Source organism: Faecalibacterium sp. i21-0019-B1, from assembly GCF_042852915.1.
Classification (GTDB): Bacteria; Bacillota; Clostridia; order Oscillospirales; family Ruminococcaceae; genus Faecalibacterium; species Faecalibacterium taiwanense.
Window position 1 is genome coordinate 695463 of sequence record NZ_AP031425.1, and the last position, 15907, is coordinate 711369.

At 51.3% G+C, this 15907-nt stretch carries 19 protein-coding genes and 2 pseudogenes; 1 reads left to right on the plus strand and 20 read right to left on the minus strand.

All coding sequences use genetic code 11. The features are described from left to right. Positions 1–117 precede the first annotated feature (117 nt). Entirely contained in the window at positions 118–474 is a 357-nt protein-coding gene (locus ACGHP1_RS03205; RefSeq protein ID WP_270478675.1) for a helix-turn-helix domain-containing protein, read from the plus strand. An 813-nt stretch (positions 475–1287) separates the two neighbouring features. Here the strand turns inward: ACGHP1_RS03205 and ACGHP1_RS03210 are convergent. The 20 genes and pseudogenes from ACGHP1_RS03210 to ACGHP1_RS03305 form a co-directional block, all read right to left on the minus strand. After that, a pseudogene (locus tag ACGHP1_RS03210) lies at positions 1288–1570 on the minus strand (DUF6061 family protein). A gap of 87 nt (positions 1571–1657) precedes the next feature. Beyond that, positions 1658–1975 (minus strand): annotated as a pseudogene (locus ACGHP1_RS03215) (toprim domain-containing protein); the annotation flags it as partial. 61 nt (positions 1976–2036) lie between these two features. Further along, positions 2037–2771, minus strand: a complete 735-nt coding sequence (locus tag ACGHP1_RS03220; RefSeq protein ID WP_390507699.1) for a DUF4366 domain-containing protein — start codon at positions 2769–2771, stop codon at positions 2037–2039. Next, positions 2755–3027, minus strand: coding sequence for a DUF4315 family protein (locus ACGHP1_RS03225; RefSeq protein ID WP_015536499.1), 273 nt, complete (start codon positions 3025–3027; stop codon positions 2755–2757). The genes ACGHP1_RS03220 and ACGHP1_RS03225 overlap by 17 nt, the downstream gene beginning before the upstream one ends. 12 nt (positions 3028–3039) lie before the next feature. Next, complete coding sequence (locus ACGHP1_RS03230) at positions 3040–4782, minus strand: C40 family peptidase (protein WP_390507701.1); 1743 nt, start codon at positions 4780–4782, stop codon at positions 3040–3042. Continuing rightward, the gene (locus ACGHP1_RS03235; RefSeq protein ID WP_390507703.1) at positions 4775–7150 is read right to left on the minus strand and encodes a VirB4-like conjugal transfer ATPase, CD1110 family; all 2376 of its coding nucleotides are present in this window, start codon (positions 7148–7150) and stop codon (positions 4775–4777) included. Before ACGHP1_RS03235 ends, ACGHP1_RS03230 begins: the two co-directional genes overlap by 8 nt. Further along, on the minus strand, positions 7122–7487 hold the full coding sequence (locus ACGHP1_RS03240) for a PrgI family protein (RefSeq protein ID WP_317333196.1): 366 nt from the start codon (positions 7485–7487) through the stop codon (positions 7122–7124). Before ACGHP1_RS03240 ends, ACGHP1_RS03235 begins: the two co-directional genes overlap by 29 nt. Positions 7488–7500: 13 nt before the next feature. Further along, complete coding sequence (locus ACGHP1_RS03245; RefSeq protein ID WP_097771850.1) at positions 7501–8367, minus strand: VirB6/TrbL-like conjugal transfer protein, CD1112 family; 867 nt, start codon at positions 8365–8367, stop codon at positions 7501–7503. A 211-nt stretch (positions 8368–8578) separates the two neighbouring features. Continuing rightward, the gene (locus tag ACGHP1_RS03250) at positions 8579–8794 is read right to left on the minus strand and encodes a Maff2 family mobile element protein (protein WP_390507706.1); all 216 of its coding nucleotides are present in this window, start codon (positions 8792–8794) and stop codon (positions 8579–8581) included. Between the two features lie 135 nt (positions 8795–8929). Then, positions 8930–10711 carry a VirD4-like conjugal transfer protein, CD1115 family gene (locus tag ACGHP1_RS03255; RefSeq protein ID WP_298637675.1) on the minus strand — a complete coding sequence of 594 codons (1782 nt, stop codon included), beginning with the start codon at positions 10709–10711 and terminating at the stop codon, positions 8930–8932. Continuing rightward, positions 10708–11166, minus strand: a complete 459-nt coding sequence (locus ACGHP1_RS03260) for a PcfB family protein (protein WP_390507708.1) — start codon at positions 11164–11166, stop codon at positions 10708–10710. The genes ACGHP1_RS03255 and ACGHP1_RS03260 overlap by 4 nt, the downstream gene beginning before the upstream one ends. Positions 11167–11195: 29 nt before the next feature. Next, complete coding sequence (locus tag ACGHP1_RS03265) at positions 11196–11642, minus strand: DUF3846 domain-containing protein (RefSeq protein ID WP_005945265.1); 447 nt, start codon at positions 11640–11642, stop codon at positions 11196–11198. After that, entirely contained in the window at positions 11566–11766 is a 201-nt protein-coding gene (locus ACGHP1_RS03270; protein ID WP_113992842.1) for a hypothetical protein, read from the minus strand. Before ACGHP1_RS03270 ends, ACGHP1_RS03265 begins: the two co-directional genes overlap by 77 nt. 41 nt (positions 11767–11807) lie before the next feature. After that, positions 11808–12047 (minus strand): hypothetical protein, encoded by a 240-nt coding sequence (locus ACGHP1_RS03275; protein ID WP_113992843.1) that lies wholly within the window; start codon positions 12045–12047, stop codon positions 11808–11810. 10 nt (positions 12048–12057) lie between these two features. Continuing rightward, positions 12058–12528: a hypothetical protein gene (locus ACGHP1_RS03280; RefSeq protein ID WP_113992844.1), complete on the minus strand. Its 471-nt coding sequence runs from the start codon at positions 12526–12528 to the stop codon at positions 12058–12060. Positions 12529–12594: 66 nt separating this feature from the next. Next, a complete protein-coding gene (locus tag ACGHP1_RS03285) occupies positions 12595–13527 on the minus strand; it encodes a ParB/RepB/Spo0J family partition protein (protein ID WP_390507711.1) in 933 nt (310 codons plus the stop codon). Then, entirely contained in the window at positions 13484–14317 is an 834-nt protein-coding gene (locus ACGHP1_RS03290) for a ParA family protein (protein WP_390509804.1), read from the minus strand. The genes ACGHP1_RS03285 and ACGHP1_RS03290 overlap by 44 nt, the downstream gene beginning before the upstream one ends. Further along, on the minus strand, positions 14317–15213 hold the full coding sequence (locus ACGHP1_RS03295) for a DUF6017 domain-containing protein (protein ID WP_390507713.1): 897 nt from the start codon (positions 15211–15213) through the stop codon (positions 14317–14319). The genes ACGHP1_RS03290 and ACGHP1_RS03295 overlap by 1 nt, the downstream gene beginning before the upstream one ends. Next, positions 15176–15430: a hypothetical protein gene (locus ACGHP1_RS03300; RefSeq protein ID WP_154256646.1), complete on the minus strand. Its 255-nt coding sequence runs from the start codon at positions 15428–15430 to the stop codon at positions 15176–15178. Before ACGHP1_RS03300 ends, ACGHP1_RS03295 begins: the two co-directional genes overlap by 38 nt. Beyond that, positions 15427–15687, minus strand: a complete 261-nt coding sequence (locus tag ACGHP1_RS03305; protein ID WP_154256648.1) for a hypothetical protein — start codon at positions 15685–15687, stop codon at positions 15427–15429. The genes ACGHP1_RS03300 and ACGHP1_RS03305 overlap by 4 nt, the downstream gene beginning before the upstream one ends. Positions 15688–15907 lie beyond the last annotated feature (220 nt).

Below are 15907 nucleotides of genomic sequence, written 5' to 3' on the forward strand. Positions count from 1 at the left end.
AGCCCTGCTCCTCACAAGTCAATCAAATTTCAACATAATCGAACATTATATGTAGTATAGTACGATTATGTTGAAATTTCAAATAGTACACTTTATATAGGATAGGAGTGTACGGGAATGGAGCATTATTTAGGAGAAAAGCTAAAAAAGCTGAGAGAAGGTCGTGGCTGGACGCAGGCGGACTTGGCTAAACGGTTAAATAAGGCTGTATCCACGGTCAGTGGATATGAAAGTGATGCACATGCAATTCCGTTGGATGTTCTTGCAAGCATTTCGTCTTTATTTAGCATTTCAACAGATGAACTCCTAGGACTGGATGCGCCAAAAGTACTATCTCTTTCTGGATTGACTGAAGCGCAAAAGAAAACTTTGATTAAACTCCGTGATGAATTGCTTTCACCAAGTCAAAAAGGAAATGATCTTTCGCCGCAGCAAATGGAAATTCTTCATGACATAATAAAAGCCTTTGGTTAACGATTGATTTTCAATAAAGTGCTGGTACAAAAAGATTATTTAGATATGACCCTCAATACTGGATGCCCAGTGTTGAGGGTCATATTATTTGCAGCTACACCGATTTCGTTACAAGTTTTCTCTCTGTTGTTACAAAATTATGGACAGCGATTGATTATTGTGCTTTGATGCTATCAATAGTTAATCTAAGAATTAAGGTGGACGTAACAATTTCGTGTCTTTTGTTTTTACATGAAAGGGTGATTCCAATGCAGAGTTGAAGAAACGTATAATCTTCCGTCTTATAAGGAAAATGCTTGAAAGAAGAATAAAAAATGAAATTCCAAACAAAACTCACATTATGCAAAGCTGTATTCATCTTCATAGCAATAGTCGTATGCGCACTATGGGCATTTGAGTTTCGTATAGCAGCTGTTGTTGTACTTTTGATAGACTATATTTTTGATTTTATAACACGTCGTTGTCCTTTTTGTGGGAAGCACTTTTCAATTGTACTAACAGTGAAAGATCGTTGTCCATTTTGCGGAAAATTATTCGAGTAAATATTTTATGGAAGCAGTGGGTATTCCATGCAGAAATAAATGTGTGTGCTATAAAATGTCAGCCAATTATAGGAAGAGACCTATATTCTCTGTAATGGACAATGGTCAATTATGAAAACTATTGCAAAATGAAAATACGATAGCAATCGTACAAAAACAGAAATCCGGAAACTTTTTTGAGTTATTATGGTTCAAAAAAGTTTCCGGATTTTCTGTAATGCTTTTTGAAGAGCCATTCTGTAACAGCCAATCACATTTCTATGAAAAAAGGTCAATCTTCTAGTCTACCGTGATCGCAACCAAGTGAAAGATAATGTTCGATTTCCCCACTCAGCACAAGCTGGGTATATTCCAAGGGCTTGTTATATAAGTAGCCAGTCCAGTTCTGCTCGCTGTGCCGGGGTGTTGCCATATTCGTCCTCAATGACGATGCAGTCGATGGAAAGGGTAGTGCCATCCCCGAACCGGGCTTCCACCCGGTTGGTGTCCATGTTGTAGCGGCAGGAAAGCACTTTTTGAGAGTGATTATGGTCGAAATTCTGATTTCGTTTCATTTGAATAGCTCCTTTAATGATTTTGAAATTTGATTTTCAACGATATGAGGTCTCTTTTTCTTTCTCTTAAGTCACCTAACCGCACCATCCTGCATCCGTAGCGCAGATCACACTGTCCACATCCGGGCGGTGCATGAGCTTTTGCAGGATGCCAAACTGTTTTTTGGTGGACGCAGAAACCAGATACTGCCACCTTTCCGGCAGAATGGGCAAATCTGCGATACTCCACTTGACGTATTTGGCATCGTAGATGTTGGGCGGTGCCAGTTCCACCAGATGACCCACACACCAGCTTACGAGATAGCCGTTGCCCTCCAGATAACCGTCTTTGTGGTTGGTCGCGCCGAGGACTTTGGCGTAGGACATGGCAACGGACGGTTTTTCCGCCACGATCAATTTTGCGATAAGAATCCCTCCAATCTGTTTTGGATTGCAATATGTAAGGCGGCAAACGCCGCCAATAGAATTATTCTTCTGCCTTATCCTCCTCGCCGGTCTCCTCCGGCTCATCCTCCACAGGGATTTCAAAGTTGCCCTTGTCCTCAGTGTAGTTTGCATCGGGGTCAAGGGCTTCTTTTTCTGCCTGCTTTTTCTGCTTCTGCTTCATAAAGGTGTAAATGCCGCCGCCAGCAGCCAGACCGACCAGAGCCAGAACGCCTAAGAATGTGGCAGCATACTTCGTAACTTTGTTGCCACCAGTCTGTTCCGTGCCGGATGCCGCCGCTTCTTCCGCAGCCTTTTTCGCATCCTCTTCGGCCTGTTTGCGCTCCTGCTCTGCCTGCGCCGCCGCTTCTTTTTCAGCGGTATAGGCATCGGCGGCATCTTCCTCCATCAGGGAAAGAAGGTCGGCTTCGTCCACAAGATTCATGAAATGAACGGTGTTTTCCCCCTTGTCGTTGCGGTCAATCACCAGATAGAAAGTCGCACCCGACTTCGACACCAGCGTGATAAACTGCTGACCGCTGCCATCAGAATAGTTGGTGTGGTAGTCGTCCACCAGCGTCAGGTTGCCCTCCGGGGTCAGCGCACCGGTTTCCTCATCGGTCACGGTGACTACATCTTCTTCATCGGTGGTAGAAGTCAGGACAGGCTGTTCCGCTTCCTCCACAGGCTCACCGCCATAGGCAAAAGCAGGAGCCGCCATGCCAGCGCACAGTGCCACCGACAGCATCAGGGCGCAGAACTTATTCATCATCTTCATTATCAGATTCCTCCTTGTTGAACGTAGCACCGACTGCGGACAACGCAGCCGGGGTCGGGGTGGAAGTTGCAGACTGGCGCAGCAGGGCGGCAAGCTGTTCCGGCGTGACCTTGGCGGTGCGCACCATCTCGTTGACCTCGGCAGCTTCTGCTTCCTGAATCCGCCGTTCAAGGCTTTCAATGCGAGTGTTGATCTTAATGCGACGCTCCCTTTCCTTTTCCAGAGAAGCGCGCAGCTTATCGAGTTTTTCGCTCATTTCTTCCTCCAATCATTTTGAGAGCCGCCCAAAACCGGACAAATATTTCTGCCAGTAGGACGAATGAATGTTTGCGTACTTGATGGGGTCTCCAGCGCTGACCATCATGCCGTTGCCAAGGTAGATGCCCACATGACTTTTCCCCGGCGTATCATACGTTCCTTCAAAGAAAACAAGGTCGCCGGGCTTTGCTTCGGCTTCGGAAATGTGCTGGCTCTTGCTCCACAGACCGTTGGCGGTGGTGCGCCCCACATTGTAGCCGTTCTGGTTGTAGACCCAGCAAACGTAGCCGGAGCAATCAAACCCGGTTTCCGGGGTAGAACCGCCCCAGACGTAGGGCGTGCCCACATACTTTTGCGCCTCCTTGTAGATAGCGGCAAACTCGCTGTCCGTCAGGGCTTCTGCCGGAACCTGATAATCAATGCCCGGCGCGCCAGAGCCATCGGAGCCACCGGGCGGCAGACCGCCGTTAAACAGGTAAGGTCTGCCACCCAAGGTATCTTGAAAAATTTCGTACCGTTTCCATTGGTCGTTGTTCAGTTCCTCCCGGATAACGACCTCCAGCCCTTTATTCACCAGCTTTGTGTGAAAAATTCGATACTCATAGGGGACTTGCACGGTGTAGGGGATGCCAGTAAAAATGTCGATCATCACTACCGTGCGGTACCGGGTCTGGACTTCCACCCATGTGGTCAGCTTGTATTGCTTGGCAAACGTCTCCTTGAGTTTTGCCTGCACCTCGCTGCGGGTGTAGTCGTCATAGAGCGTGGTCAGGAACGAAGTCAACTGCCACGGGTCGTGCTCAATAGCATCCAGATGGTATCGGTATTCGTCATAGCCGGGGTGGTCGGTGGGGGTACGCTTGATCTTTTTATCCAGTTCCTTTTCCAGCTTCTTGTAGTCGGTTTCGGCTCCCCGGATGTCCCGGTCCTCTGCGGTGTAAATGGTCTGCCCGGATACCTGCGTGGTGCCGGAAAACAGAATGGAACAGGACGAAAAAGCCGACATGACCAGCAGCAAGAGCAAAAGAAAAACGCCCACGATCAAAAGAACGTGCGCGTTGCTCTTTGCAAAATTGGCAATGCCGTTGACTGCGGTGCTGACCACCGATCTTCCTTTGTCGATGACCTGCTCCATGCCGGACTTTGCAGCATTGGTGCCATTGGATGCCGCTTTGCCGCCTGCGGTCTGCGCCGCTGTGCCCGAATGGGCGGCGGCATAGTAACTCTGCCGGATGTCCTGTTTCTGCCGCCATCGGGAGAGCCAGTTGGAGCAGCCCTCGCCGGTGCAGGATTCGCCTGCATCTTGTGCCGCAGTCGGCTTCTGCGGGGAAGATTTTGCGGTTTTGGCACCCTTCTTGCCCTGCATCTTGGCTTTCTTTTTCAGCTTCCGGGCATAGATGCTCTTGGAAATATCCCGGACATTTCCTGCTGTCTTTTCGCCCTCGCTTAAAGCCTGCGTACCCACATTATCGTCCTCGTACTGGTCAACCTCCCGATGCACCGCAGACCGGGCGGCAGCAGCGGCATACATAGCACGTTTCTGCTGCTTTGTCATGCGGGATGCTTCATCCGGGGTGATATCGGCTTTGCCAAAACGCAGGTGCTGCGCCTTTTCCGCTGCCTTGTCTGCATCCTGCTTCAGTTTCTGCTTTTTGGGCTTAGACTGTTCCACTTTAGACTTTTTTGGAGGAGAGCGCGTGGCCGTGCGCTCCTTGTCTTCCTCAAATTTCAGCCTTGGCTGTTTCTCACTCATGCTTTTGCGCCTCCGCAACTTCGGAAAGGCGGGTCGTGAGGATGCGGTAGAGTTCAAGGTCTTTCGGGAAGTGATCGACGAACGGCAAAATGACGTTGCCGAAGAACAGCAGACCTTCGCCCTCGCCGGAGTGGGTCACATAGGAAAGCTGATGGGGAGAGATATTGAGCTGCTTTGCGAGGATTTGCCGATCGCCGTTCGCCTGATTGAGCATATAAACGAAGTCCGAATTCTCAAAAATATTTGATACTTCGGGGCTTGCCAACAGGTCTTTGACGTTCTGCGTCAGGGCTGTCGGAATGCCGCCCCACTTACGGAAACGCTTCCAAATCTCCACGGAATAAGCAGCAGTCTGCTCTTCCTTCAAGAGCAAATGGAACTCGTCTGCATAGTACCGGGTGGATTTTCCGGCACTGCGGTTGGCTGTCACACGCCCCCACACGGCATCCTGCACGATGAGCATACCCAGCTTTTTGAGTTGCTTGCCCAGCTGCTTGATGTCAAAGCAGACGATGCGGTTATTGATATCTACGTTGGTGTGGTGATTGAAAATGTTCAAACTGCCCTTGACGTAGATTTCCAGCGCAGCCGCTACATGGCGGGCTTCCGGTTCGTCTTGCGTCAGCAGGGCGTTGTACAGATCTTCCAACAGCGGCATATTTTCTGGGGTGGGATTCTCGAAATACTTGCGATAGATTACATGGACGCAGCGGTCAATGACCGTCTTTTCCACTGGCTGCAAGCCCTCCTTGCCGCCCACCACCAGTTCGCACAGGGACAGTACAAAGTCGGCTTTCAAAGCCAGCGGGTTATCCTCTTCCGAATAGTTGCTGTTGATGTCCATAGGGTTGATATATTGGGTGCTGGCAGGGCTGATGTGGATGACCTGACCTTTCAGCCGATTCACCAGCGGCGAGTATTCGCCTTCTGGATCGTTCACAATAATATCATCGTCCGTCACCAGAAACGCATTGGTGATTTCACGCTTTGCCGAGAAACTTTTGCCGGAACCGGGAGTGCCGAGAATCAGACCGTTCGGATTTTTCAGCTTTTTGCGATCCACCATGATAAGGTTGTTGGACAGAGCATTCAGCCCATAGTACAGGCTTTCTTTGCCGGACTGATACAGTTCCTGCGTGGTAAACGGGATAAAAATTGCCGTGCTGCTGGTGGTAAGACCACGCTGAATTTCAATCTGACAGTCTGCCAGCGGCAGGCTGCTCATCAACCCCTGCTCCTGCTGAAAATCCAACCGACACAGGTTGCAGTTGTGCTTCTGTGCAATACTGGATGCCTGAAAAACATTGTTTTCCAGCTCCTGCTCCGTGCGCCCGGTGTTCAGCACCAGAAATGTGACAAGGAACATCCGCTCGTTCTGGCTCTGCAATTCCTTCAGCAGGGCTTTTGCATCTCTGCCGTAGGTTGCCAAATCCGACGGAATGATGTCAATATCATATCCGGCACGGATGGCTTTTTTCTGCTCCTCGATTTTGCTGCGATCCAGTTCCGTGATGGTGCGCTTGACCGTCTTGATGGCCTTGTTCTGGTCAACGGACTGGATGTGCATGGTGACGATCTGGCTGGAATCCATATCGAGGAAGTCTTTCAGCAGCTGGTCGCTGATGTCGGATGCCGTGATGCTCAGAAAACTGGCGGCGCAGTAGATGCCGCCCATCTGGAACGTCCGGGAATTTTTGAAGGCAAAGGCGGTGGGCGCAATAGCATCCTTCACGGACAGACCACTTTTTACGAGGTCTTTCCAGTCAAAGTGAAACTTGGATGCGCCGTCCATGTTGAACATATCGTGCATGAGTTTCAGCCGCTGGACACCATTCAGGGGCTTTGCCTGCACCCCCAGCCGGTGGAAGTTGTTCAGCAGATCGTTCTGAATGTGGTCCAGCCGGGGCTTGACCTGCGCCATGCTTTCGCCCTCCACACCAAAGGTGATGAACTTGGTCTTGGTCAGACCATTATTGCCCTTGGCAAGCTGCTGGCGCAGCATCTGGCTGTACTCAGCACGAACATCATCGAAACCGTCCTTCTGGAACGGAATGCGGATGCTCTTTTCAAACTCAGTGCTGTCGGTTGCCATGTTCACAAAGGACAATTCAAATTTGATGCTGGAATCGAAGAAGTTCAGAAAACTGCACCATTCCTCGAAAATAGCGGTCTTGTCCTCCTGCTGGGCAAGCTGATAATTGATGTCCTGATACTGGATGGTGCGGGTGTAATAGTTGGGCTTCACCCGGCAGGTGCCATCCTCAAACATCCGCTGCATGGGGATGGACTGCTGGGCGGTACGGGGAACAGCAGGCTTCGGCGGCTTTTTCTTGCCGCTTTTATCGGTCTTTTTCCAAAACAGAATCATGAGTCACGCCTCCCTTCATCAAAATCGCATAGTAGTTGTTGGTCTTGTAGGGGCGAATCTTCGGGCGGACAAACCGGGACTGCACATAGTACGACAGCAGCTTTTCCAAGGGCTGACCGTTCTTTTCGTACATTCCAAGGAAGAACGCCGGCAGCATCACCGCCATCATGCCGAGGGTGGCGGCGGTGTTGCCGCCGGAATCCCGGAGAACAAAAAACAGCGGCACTCCAATGAGAGCCGCTGTGCCGAAACAAAGCAGTTGCCGGTTCGTCAAGTTGAACGCCACTTTGGATTTGACCTTGGTCAAATCACGGGGAACGGAAATATACGCAGCCAATCGAACACCTCCTTTAGTGCGCTCCGAGGACGGATTTCGTCACGGAGCTGGTCTTGAACAGGCTGAAACAGAGCAGAACGGTGTAGCCCACAATGCTCCAAATGGAGTTGATGGCATCCCCGGAGATTGCTACCGATTGTATCAGCACAGCGTAAATCGCCACGCAGATAAGGATGAGAAAGCCCTGAAAGCCCAGTGCAAACAGGCATTTCAGGTAGTTCTGCCCCATGTGGCTCTGCTCGTGGTTGCCGAAGGTCGCCATGGGGATGGGCGCAAGGCTCACCATGCAGTAAATTTCAATCATGCGCCCGTAGACGATGACGAAAATCACGATGCTCAATATCCGCATGGTGATGCCGATGAAGAAACTTTGCAGGAACAAGCCGAACAGGGGGCCGACATCCATCTGCATCAGGCTGGATTGCAGCATGGAAAGCCCAATGTCGTTGACACGGGTGTTTCCGGCAACGATGCTGCTGGAATCGGACACTACTTTCTGGGTGACGTCGAACACCGCCATCACAATATCGAAGGTGTTGGAGATGAGCCATACCGAAACAGCGGTCTTAAAGATCCAGCGCATGATAAGGGCAGGCTCAAACTGCGCCATGTTGTTGTGCTGGGTGATCATCTCGATGAGTTCATAACAGGCAATGAAGGTCAGGATGATGCCTGCAATGGGCAGCACCACATTGCGAGAGAGGGCTTCGATCATGGCGAACACTCTCGGCTCAAAGCTGGAGGGCTTGGTGCCCACCTGCTGGGCGATATTGCCGACCTGCGTGTTCACATCGTCGAACAGCCCGCTGAGATTGGACATAATGCCTGCCGTCAGGATGCCTTTGATCCAGTCGGCAATGGCTTTAAGAACGGTTTCCATTCAGTCACCGTCCTTAGCTGAAGTGGTTGATAAGGGTCTTGAGAAGGTTCAGAAGAAAAATAATGTGGGTCAAAAACTGCATAATAGCACCGCCTTTCATGGATGGGTGGAGATTCGTACCGCAATGCGCTCCTTATGATAAAGGGCTGTTATCCACAGCAGAGATAGAGCGATTGCGTATGTACAGGCGGGATAAACCCGCCTGCGGCACTTAGCCGAACAGACCGCTCAGCAGGGGAATCAGGGTGATGCCCACCAGAGCAACGCCACCGCCAGCCATGAGCTGCTTCATGCCCTGACTCTTGGCAGAGGGGTTATCGCCGCCGTAACCTTCCATGAGGTTCACAGCACCCCACACGCCCAGACCGGCACCCAGAGCCACAACCAGAGTCTGAAGAACTTCGATAGCAGAGTTAAAGAATTCCATAGTCGTTTCTCCTTTATAAATGAAAGTTGTAGACCGTCCGTACACACCTGAAGCCGTTGTTGTTAAGCCGTAAACTGCGGCGGAAGTGGGCTTGCTGGTGTACCTCTCCGGTCCAAAACAAAACCGCCTACCGGGTCAGGCAGACGGAAGCGAATCAGCATCCACCATGATGAAGGTATCATCCGGGTGGATTTTTTCTTTTCGGTTCAAGAACTTCTCGATATCGAGTGCGTTCTTGGGGTCATAGTCCGAGGTGTACTTGTAGTTCGGGTGCTGGGTCAGGTCGTACTTGTCGCTCAAAAACGGGCGCACACCACGAAGCTGCAGGATGCACTTGCCGCCATCCAGCACCGCCAGTTCATCCCGGCTCATAAGTTCGTGACCGAGTTTTTGATAGTTGGTGCCATAGCTTGGGCTATTGCCACGGGTATCGGAATTGTTGTAGCTGTCGATGGTTTCCTTGCCGAGTGCTTCGGCAAGATCTTTCAGGGTGGTAGGCTCACTGCCGCCCAAAAATATCTGACTGTCCATGTTGCCCACGATGGTATCCGCATTATCTTTGTAGATGGCTTTCAGCTGGCTGCGGGTCTGCAAGACCAGACACGCCGAGATCTCACGGCTGCGGATGGTAGCCACCAGCTTTTCCAGCTGCGGAATCTGACCGATGTTAGCACACTCATCGATCAGGCACCGCACATGGACTGGCAGTTTGCCGCCGTATTGGTCATCTGCCTTATCACAGAGCAGATTGAAAAGCTGTGTGTAGATCATGGAGATCAGGAAGTTAAATGTACTGTCCGTATCGCTCATGATAAGGAACAGCGCCGTTTTCCGGTCACCCAGCTTGTCCAGTTCCAGCTCATCGTACATGGTGGCATCCCGGACTTCCTGAATATCGAAGGGTGCGAGCCGGGCACCGCAGGAAATAAGAATCGACTTGGCCGTTTTGCCGGCAGCCAGCTTATAAAGTTTGTACTGCCGCACTGCAAAGGATTTTGGTTTTTTCTTACCCAGATCCTCAAACAACAGGTCTACCGGATTCTGATAAGTTTCATCATCTTCCGAAACCTGCATAGTGTTTAGCATTTCCAGCAATGTTGCGAAGTTTTGCTCCTCGACAGGGGCTTCGTAGTGGAGGTATGCGATCAGCGAAACGAGCAGAAGCCGTTCCGCTTTGTCCCAGAATGGGTCGCCGCCCTGACCTTCACCTTTGGTGTTGGTCATCAGTGCGGTCACAAGTTTCAGAACATCCTTTTCACTGTGGATGTACGCCATGGGGTTATAGCGCATACTCTTGGAAAAGTTGATGGTGTTGAAGAATTTTAGCTTGTAGCCGTGCTTTAACAGGGCTTCTCCACATTCCACGCCGATACTACCTTTCGGATCTGTAACTACGAATGATACCGGAAAATTCTTGGAATCACATTGCAGCAGATTCGGCTTGATAAAGAACCTTGTCTTACCGCTGCCGGAGCCGCCGACTACCAGCACATTTTTGTTTCGGGCATTCTTGGGGTCCGGCGGGCGGTTGGACATCATCAGGCGTTCTGTTTTGGTCAGGATGATATTGTCCTCGAACTTTGGAGCCATAAATGGCTCTATATCTTTCGGAGTACCCCACCGGGCGGAGCCGTACTCCAAGCCATGACGGTACTTCTTGGCGTTTTTGCCTTTCAGATACACCGCCAGCCGCATCGCGGCACCGCAGCATAAACCCACCAGCAGATCCAGCGGATGCAGGCTGGGCAGCGGATTGGCAAACGCTGCCGGGATAGTTCCCATCAGCGATACGATTTTATCGCCCAGTTCCTTGCCCACGGCCAGCCGCCACGCCTCGCCCAGATTAGTGGCTAGCAAGCCAATTACCACATAGGGCAGATAGAGCGCCAGCAGCTTGGAAAGCTTCTTTTTGCTCATAGGCCGCGCTCCTCCTGCTTGTGCCGCACTTTGTCTGGCAGATTTGCAACGGACTGCGCCAGATCATGCAGCTTTGCCAGCACGGAAGGACGCTTGGTTTTATCCAGCACCGATGCCGAATATTCCTTGAAAGCTGCATTCAAGGCATCCGTGTCCTGTGCCTTGAAGTAGATTAGATACCGGGGCGGCTTGCAGGACAGGTCTTTCTGGATGGCGTAGTCGATGTGATATCGCTTGGCATAACGGTCAAAGTCCTTGATGCCAGTTTTCTGGATCTCCACATTGGTCACGCCACGGTTCTGTCGCACTAGCCGCTTCATGGACTGCTTGCCCTGCGAAGCGTGCTTGTCGTACTGCCGCAGCAGAAACTGCATCCCACGCAGCAGGGTGCGGGCAGACAGTTTTGTGGTCGAGATGGCAAGGTTGACCGTCTTATGCTCGATTTCTTCCTGCATCGTTACCACCTCCTGTGCAGAAAATCGCCTTAACGGTCATGTTCCACCGGGGGCTTACTCACAGCCTTTTCTGCATCACTCTGAACTGATTCATCCGAAACCGGAATGACCATCAGGCGACGCCCCAGAGGGAGAAAGGCTTCGGGTTGATGGAATTCTTCTTCATACTTCTGCGCCAGCTCCGGGGAGAGCGATACAAAATCTTCCTCGCCCAGACCTACCACCAGAAAGGTTCCGGCAATAACATCGTACATCAGCCCGTCCTCGTCCCATAAGGCCCGGTTCAGCGGCAGACCCATAAGCTTGCCGTCATCGTTATAAACGATGGCAACCGGATCTTCAAAAGGGTAGCTTGCGCCGATGGAGCCGCCGACAGCCTGCTGCAATGCTTTCAGGTCGTTATCGATCTCGACCTGCTGCGGATACTGCCCCGGCGCAATTTTCAGCACCGACAAGGTGTTCTCGGTCTGTTCCATTATCTTCCTCCTCGAATTTGATAGTGATTTCCTGCCCAGCACGCGCGGCGTTCAACAGAGCTGCCACAAAGAGGCCGAAAAAGGCACCAGCTTCAAAAATGATAAACGAATAAATAAAATTCATAGCAAACCTCCTACATTGACTGAACTGTGAGAAGAATCCTCTCAGGGAGGACGAGGAGCGCTAGACGCGGTGACGATATGCTTAGTGGAAACATTGGCATGAGTATGCGGTGCGGCATCGGTAGAAAAATAGTCGTACAGAGCATCCCGCAGAGAATGGAAGCAACGAGCATGGTAGTCGTGCAGACGGAGAACCAGAATCTTCAAAACATCAACGGCGGAACAGTAAAAGTCCTCCGTGACTTCTGCGAAACTCTCATAGCGGGTCATTTCGGTATCCATGCTGCACCTCTCAGTCAATGCAGATGCAGACCATCTTCTCGCGGCCAGCCATCAGAGGGACGCTGTTCTCGCCCAGATAACACTGGATCAGGTACAGGTCGGCGGTGGTAAGTGCAACAAAATTGCCATCGGTGTCGTAGCGTACAAAGATGACTGCGCCGGACAGGTAACGCTTTCCAGCCAGTGTGATGACCTGACGAGGGTCGTAACAGAGAGCCAGCGGCACATCTTCGCTGATGCTGTAGCAGGAATCTGCTTCATCGAAGCAAGGCAGGTAACTGCGAACATTCGCCAGCGGGGTGATGGTCAGTTCGATCTCCGGGGCAATCACGGCGGCGTAAACTTCATCATCGCCGAGCTGCCGCTCCAGCACATCGCTCATCTTGTTGAAGAAGTCGGTCACAGCATTGTCCATGTGGTTGATCTTCTGGTTCATGGCTTCGATGGTCTTTGCGGTCTTGAGATCAATAGTAGTGTTCATAGTGCTTTTTCTCCTAATTTTTGCAAAAAAGAAAGACCCGGTTGGGTCTTACATTCAAAATGTGTGTTAGCGTTCATTCTGCCGCTGCTGTTTGCGTTGCCACTGATCCAGCAGCTTGATGATAGTGTCCTCCATCTGTTTCGGGGTGAAGCTGCGCGGGAAATACTTCCGCAGGGTGTCGTTTTTGATGACCACCTTGTCCAGCTCGTCCTTTTTCTCTTCTCCCATGACCGCAAAGGCAACATCATACGAGAAGTGCCCTTCCTGCGCCAGCTTTTTAAGCCGCTGCGCTTGGGAAAGGGACGGCGCATTCTGGGTGTCGTTCATAGCTTCTAAAAAATCCCGCTGTTGGCTTTCGTCCAGATAGGACAATTCCACAGCGGGATTGAAGGCGATTTTCTTTTCGTCTACCATATCCAGCAGTTCCGGGATGAGGTTGGTCAGGCGGATAAAACGCTGGACTTGCTTATAACTTTCGCCTGTTCCTTCAGCAACAATCTCTGTACTGCGTTTCCCGAAATAATCTGGGACAACTTGTCCCACATTTTTGGGTCGTCCAACAGTTCGCTCGATTGCTTCCAGCTTCATCTTGTAAGCGAAAGCCCGTTCGCTGGGCAAGATGTTCTCACGTTGGAGATTGCTGTCCACCATGAGCAAAACAGCGGCATCATCATCCATTTGACGGACAATGACCGGCAGCGTGTCCAGCCCGGCAAGCTGTGCAGCGTGCTGGCGGCGGTGCCCGGAGATGATCTCGTAGCCGCCCTCTGGTCTGGGACGGGCAATCAGCGGAGACAACACACCATACTGTTCCACGCTTTCCACCGTGCGCTGCATAGATTCATCGTCCAAAACCTTAAATGGATGGTTCTTGAAGGGGAACAGCTCCCCGATGGGAATCTGCTGAACCTGTTCTCGCTGCTGCTCCTGCCGGGATTCTTCGGTGGAGAAGATGTCATCTGCCCCTTTCAGCGACACGTTTAAGCTGTTTTTCGGCATTCGCCATCACCTCCCCAGTCAGAGATTTGTAGGCTTCTGCCACCTTGCCTTTGGGGTCGTGCTGAAAAATGCTTTTGCCCACTGCACTGATCTCCGCAGCACGGACAGATCTAGGAATGGTCTGGTCGAACACCTTGATCTTGCTGCCGTAGGCACCCCGAATCAAATTGCCGATTTGTTGCCCGTAGTTGGTGCGGTTGTCCGTCATGGTCAGAAGAATGCCCTCGATTTTCAGTTTCGGGTTGATCTGCCGCCGGACTTTTTGGACGGTCTGCAAAAGCTGTTCCAAGCCCTTCGCAGACAGGTACTGTGCCTGCACGGGAATTAGGGTGGTATCTGCCGCTGCCAGTGCATTGACGGTCAGCATCCCAAGGGAAGGGGTACAATCCAGCAGAATGAAATCGTAGTCGTGCTTTGCTCCTTCCAGCACCTGTTTCAGCATCTTTTCCCGGTTCATGCAGTTGACAAGGGAAACTTCCAGCCCTGCCAGTTCAATGTTTGCCGGAATCAGGTCAACGCCCTCTGCATGGTGCAGGATGCCTTCACCGGGCGGAATGCTCTGATCGTTCATGGCTTTTGCCATCAGGGTGGAAAGGGTAGTGGGCAGTTCATCGGGCTGTTGCCAGCCCATGCTGATGGTCAAGCTGCCCTGCGGGTCAGCGTCCACCAACAGGACTTTTTTGCCCTCCATCGCCAGCCCGATGCCCAGATTTTCACAGGTCGTGGTCTTGCCGGTGCCGCCTTTCTGGTTGACGATGGCAATCGTAGTTGCTTTCTTTGAAATTTTTATCACCCCCGCATCGCTAAGTCGTGATTAGTTTGGTTCTGGTAGGAAAGCTGCATCGTGGTGGGTGCGTTGTACAGAGAAGCGAGCAGGTATTGCTTCATGTTTCGGATCGGGCTGCTGTTCTCTGCAAGGCACTTCAGCACAAAGCGAATATGGTCGGCGTTCAGCTTCATAAACCGGCTGCGTACCACCTCGGCGGGCTTGTCGTCCCCGGCAATGTGCAGCAGCTTGCGATTAGTGGCACAGGTGTCCACCAGCAAATCTACGATCTGATAGATGGTATCCTCATCGTCCGGGCAGAGCCGGAGCAGAAGGTCTACCTCCAAAGACTGAGAAAAATATTCTTCCAGTTGGGCGCGTTTGCTCATCCAGTCGTTTTCATCGGAATAGATAGGATCAGTATCGCTTACCTCTGTATTATTTCTCTCAGTCTTATTACATCGTAGTTTGGCCGGATCTTGAAGCGTATTCTGGACGGTTCCAGAATCGTCATTATCACGATTCAAGTAGGGCGTTTTTGACGATTCTGACGAAAAATTCTTTACATAGATGAGATCGGGCTTACCCAGCCCCCTCCGTTTGCGTTCAATCAGGCTGTACTCTTCCAGTTCTCGCAGCAGCTTGGTGGCCTTTTTATCGGCACAGCCCAGTGAATCCTGCACCTCCTGCACAGTATAGATGATGAACACCCGCCCAGCTTTGTCCAACCAACCATTCCGGGCTGAAAGGCTCATGCGGTCCAGCAGGATACCGTACAGGGTTTTGGCATCTGTGGAAAGCGGTTGGAAGCGGCTATCCTGAAACAACAGCTTGGGAATCCGGTAGAAGGAGAACAGCTCGCTGGACTGCCCATAGAAGTAATCAAGGTCTGTGGTTCTTGTCGGCTTTTTTTCGGGCATAGAGAATATCCCATTTTTCAGGTGTGGAACGGAATACATTGACCTGCTTCTTATAAGGGCAGTGGGCATACAGGCAGGTGCGGAACTTGAAATCGGGTCGATAGTACGGGCACAGCTTGCAGCTGTCCGGGGCACGGTCGGAACCTTCGCCAGCGGCGATCACATGGTGCATGGAGTGCTGAACATGGCGCAGAGCTTCGTTTCGCTTGTGGCTCACTTGGCATCACCTCGTTTCTCCAGCGGTGCCATCAGATCTTTGTAGCAGGGAACCAACACACAGGGCTTTGCCCGCTTGTAGGGGCACCCTTCGCACTTGCTGGGGCCTTTGGGCGGCTCGATCAGATAGTAGCAGTTCTCTTTGCCGAGAACGCAGCCCTTCTTTCGATTCTTCCAGAAGAAGCAGTGCCGGCAATCTGCCGGGCGGGAAGCATGGTAGCGGATACCGTCGATCGTGACGGTCAGAACTTTTTTCATCGGTAAACCCTCCTTTGGTGGATTCGGGAAGTTCGGCCCGAAAACAAAAAAGCGCGTTCCTCTTTCTGTTCCGAGAGAACAGCGAGTGAACGCGCTATGTATGGAGAAAAGTGTTTTGCACGGCTTCCAGCAGAAAGGTGGAAAATAGATTCACACAGATTATCTTGTATTTACATGGATTTACAGGAAAGCGTTTACCAATCTTAGCAGAGAGCCAGAA

Bases quoted from the DNA above. Each gene is read 5' to 3' on its own strand.
- ACGHP1_RS03205 (WP_270478675.1), top strand. From the start codon at position 118: ATGGAGCATTATTTAGGAGAAAAGCTAAAAAAGCTGAGAGAAGGTCGT.
- ACGHP1_RS03220 (WP_390507699.1), bottom strand. From the start codon at position 2,771: ATGAAGATGATGAATAAGTTCTGCGCCCTGATGCTGTCGGTGGCACTG.
- ACGHP1_RS03225 (WP_015536499.1), bottom strand. From the start codon at position 3,027: ATGAGCGAAAAACTCGATAAGCTGCGCGCTTCTCTGGAAAAGGAAAGG.
- ACGHP1_RS03230 (WP_390507701.1), bottom strand. From the start codon at position 4,782: ATGAGTGAGAAACAGCCAAGGCTGAAATTTGAGGAAGACAAGGAGCGC.
- ACGHP1_RS03235 (WP_390507703.1), bottom strand. From the start codon at position 7,150: ATGATTCTGTTTTGGAAAAAGACCGATAAAAGCGGCAAGAAAAAGCCG.
- ACGHP1_RS03245 (WP_097771850.1), bottom strand. From the start codon at position 8,367: ATGGAAACCGTTCTTAAAGCCATTGCCGACTGGATCAAAGGCATCCTG.
- ACGHP1_RS03250 (WP_390507706.1), bottom strand. From the start codon at position 8,794: ATGGAATTCTTTAACTCTGCTATCGAAGTTCTTCAGACTCTGGTTGTG.
- ACGHP1_RS03255 (WP_298637675.1), bottom strand. From the start codon at position 10,711: ATGAGCAAAAAGAAGCTTTCCAAGCTGCTGGCGCTCTATCTGCCCTAT.
- ACGHP1_RS03260 (WP_390507708.1), bottom strand. From the start codon at position 11,166: ATGCAGGAAGAAATCGAGCATAAGACGGTCAACCTTGCCATCTCGACC.
- ACGHP1_RS03265 (WP_005945265.1), bottom strand. From the start codon at position 11,642: ATGGAACAGACCGAGAACACCTTGTCGGTGCTGAAAATTGCGCCGGGG.
- ACGHP1_RS03270 (WP_113992842.1), bottom strand. From the start codon at position 11,766: ATGAATTTTATTTATTCGTTTATCATTTTTGAAGCTGGTGCCTTTTTC.
- ACGHP1_RS03275 (WP_113992843.1), bottom strand. From the start codon at position 12,047: ATGGATACCGAAATGACCCGCTATGAGAGTTTCGCAGAAGTCACGGAG.
- ACGHP1_RS03280 (WP_113992844.1), bottom strand. From the start codon at position 12,528: ATGAACACTACTATTGATCTCAAGACCGCAAAGACCATCGAAGCCATG.
- ACGHP1_RS03285 (WP_390507711.1), bottom strand. From the start codon at position 13,527: ATGCCGAAAAACAGCTTAAACGTGTCGCTGAAAGGGGCAGATGACATC.
- ACGHP1_RS03295 (WP_390507713.1), bottom strand. From the start codon at position 15,213: ATGCCCGAAAAAAAGCCGACAAGAACCACAGACCTTGATTACTTCTAT.
- ACGHP1_RS03305 (WP_154256648.1), bottom strand. From the start codon at position 15,687: ATGAAAAAAGTTCTGACCGTCACGATCGACGGTATCCGCTACCATGCT.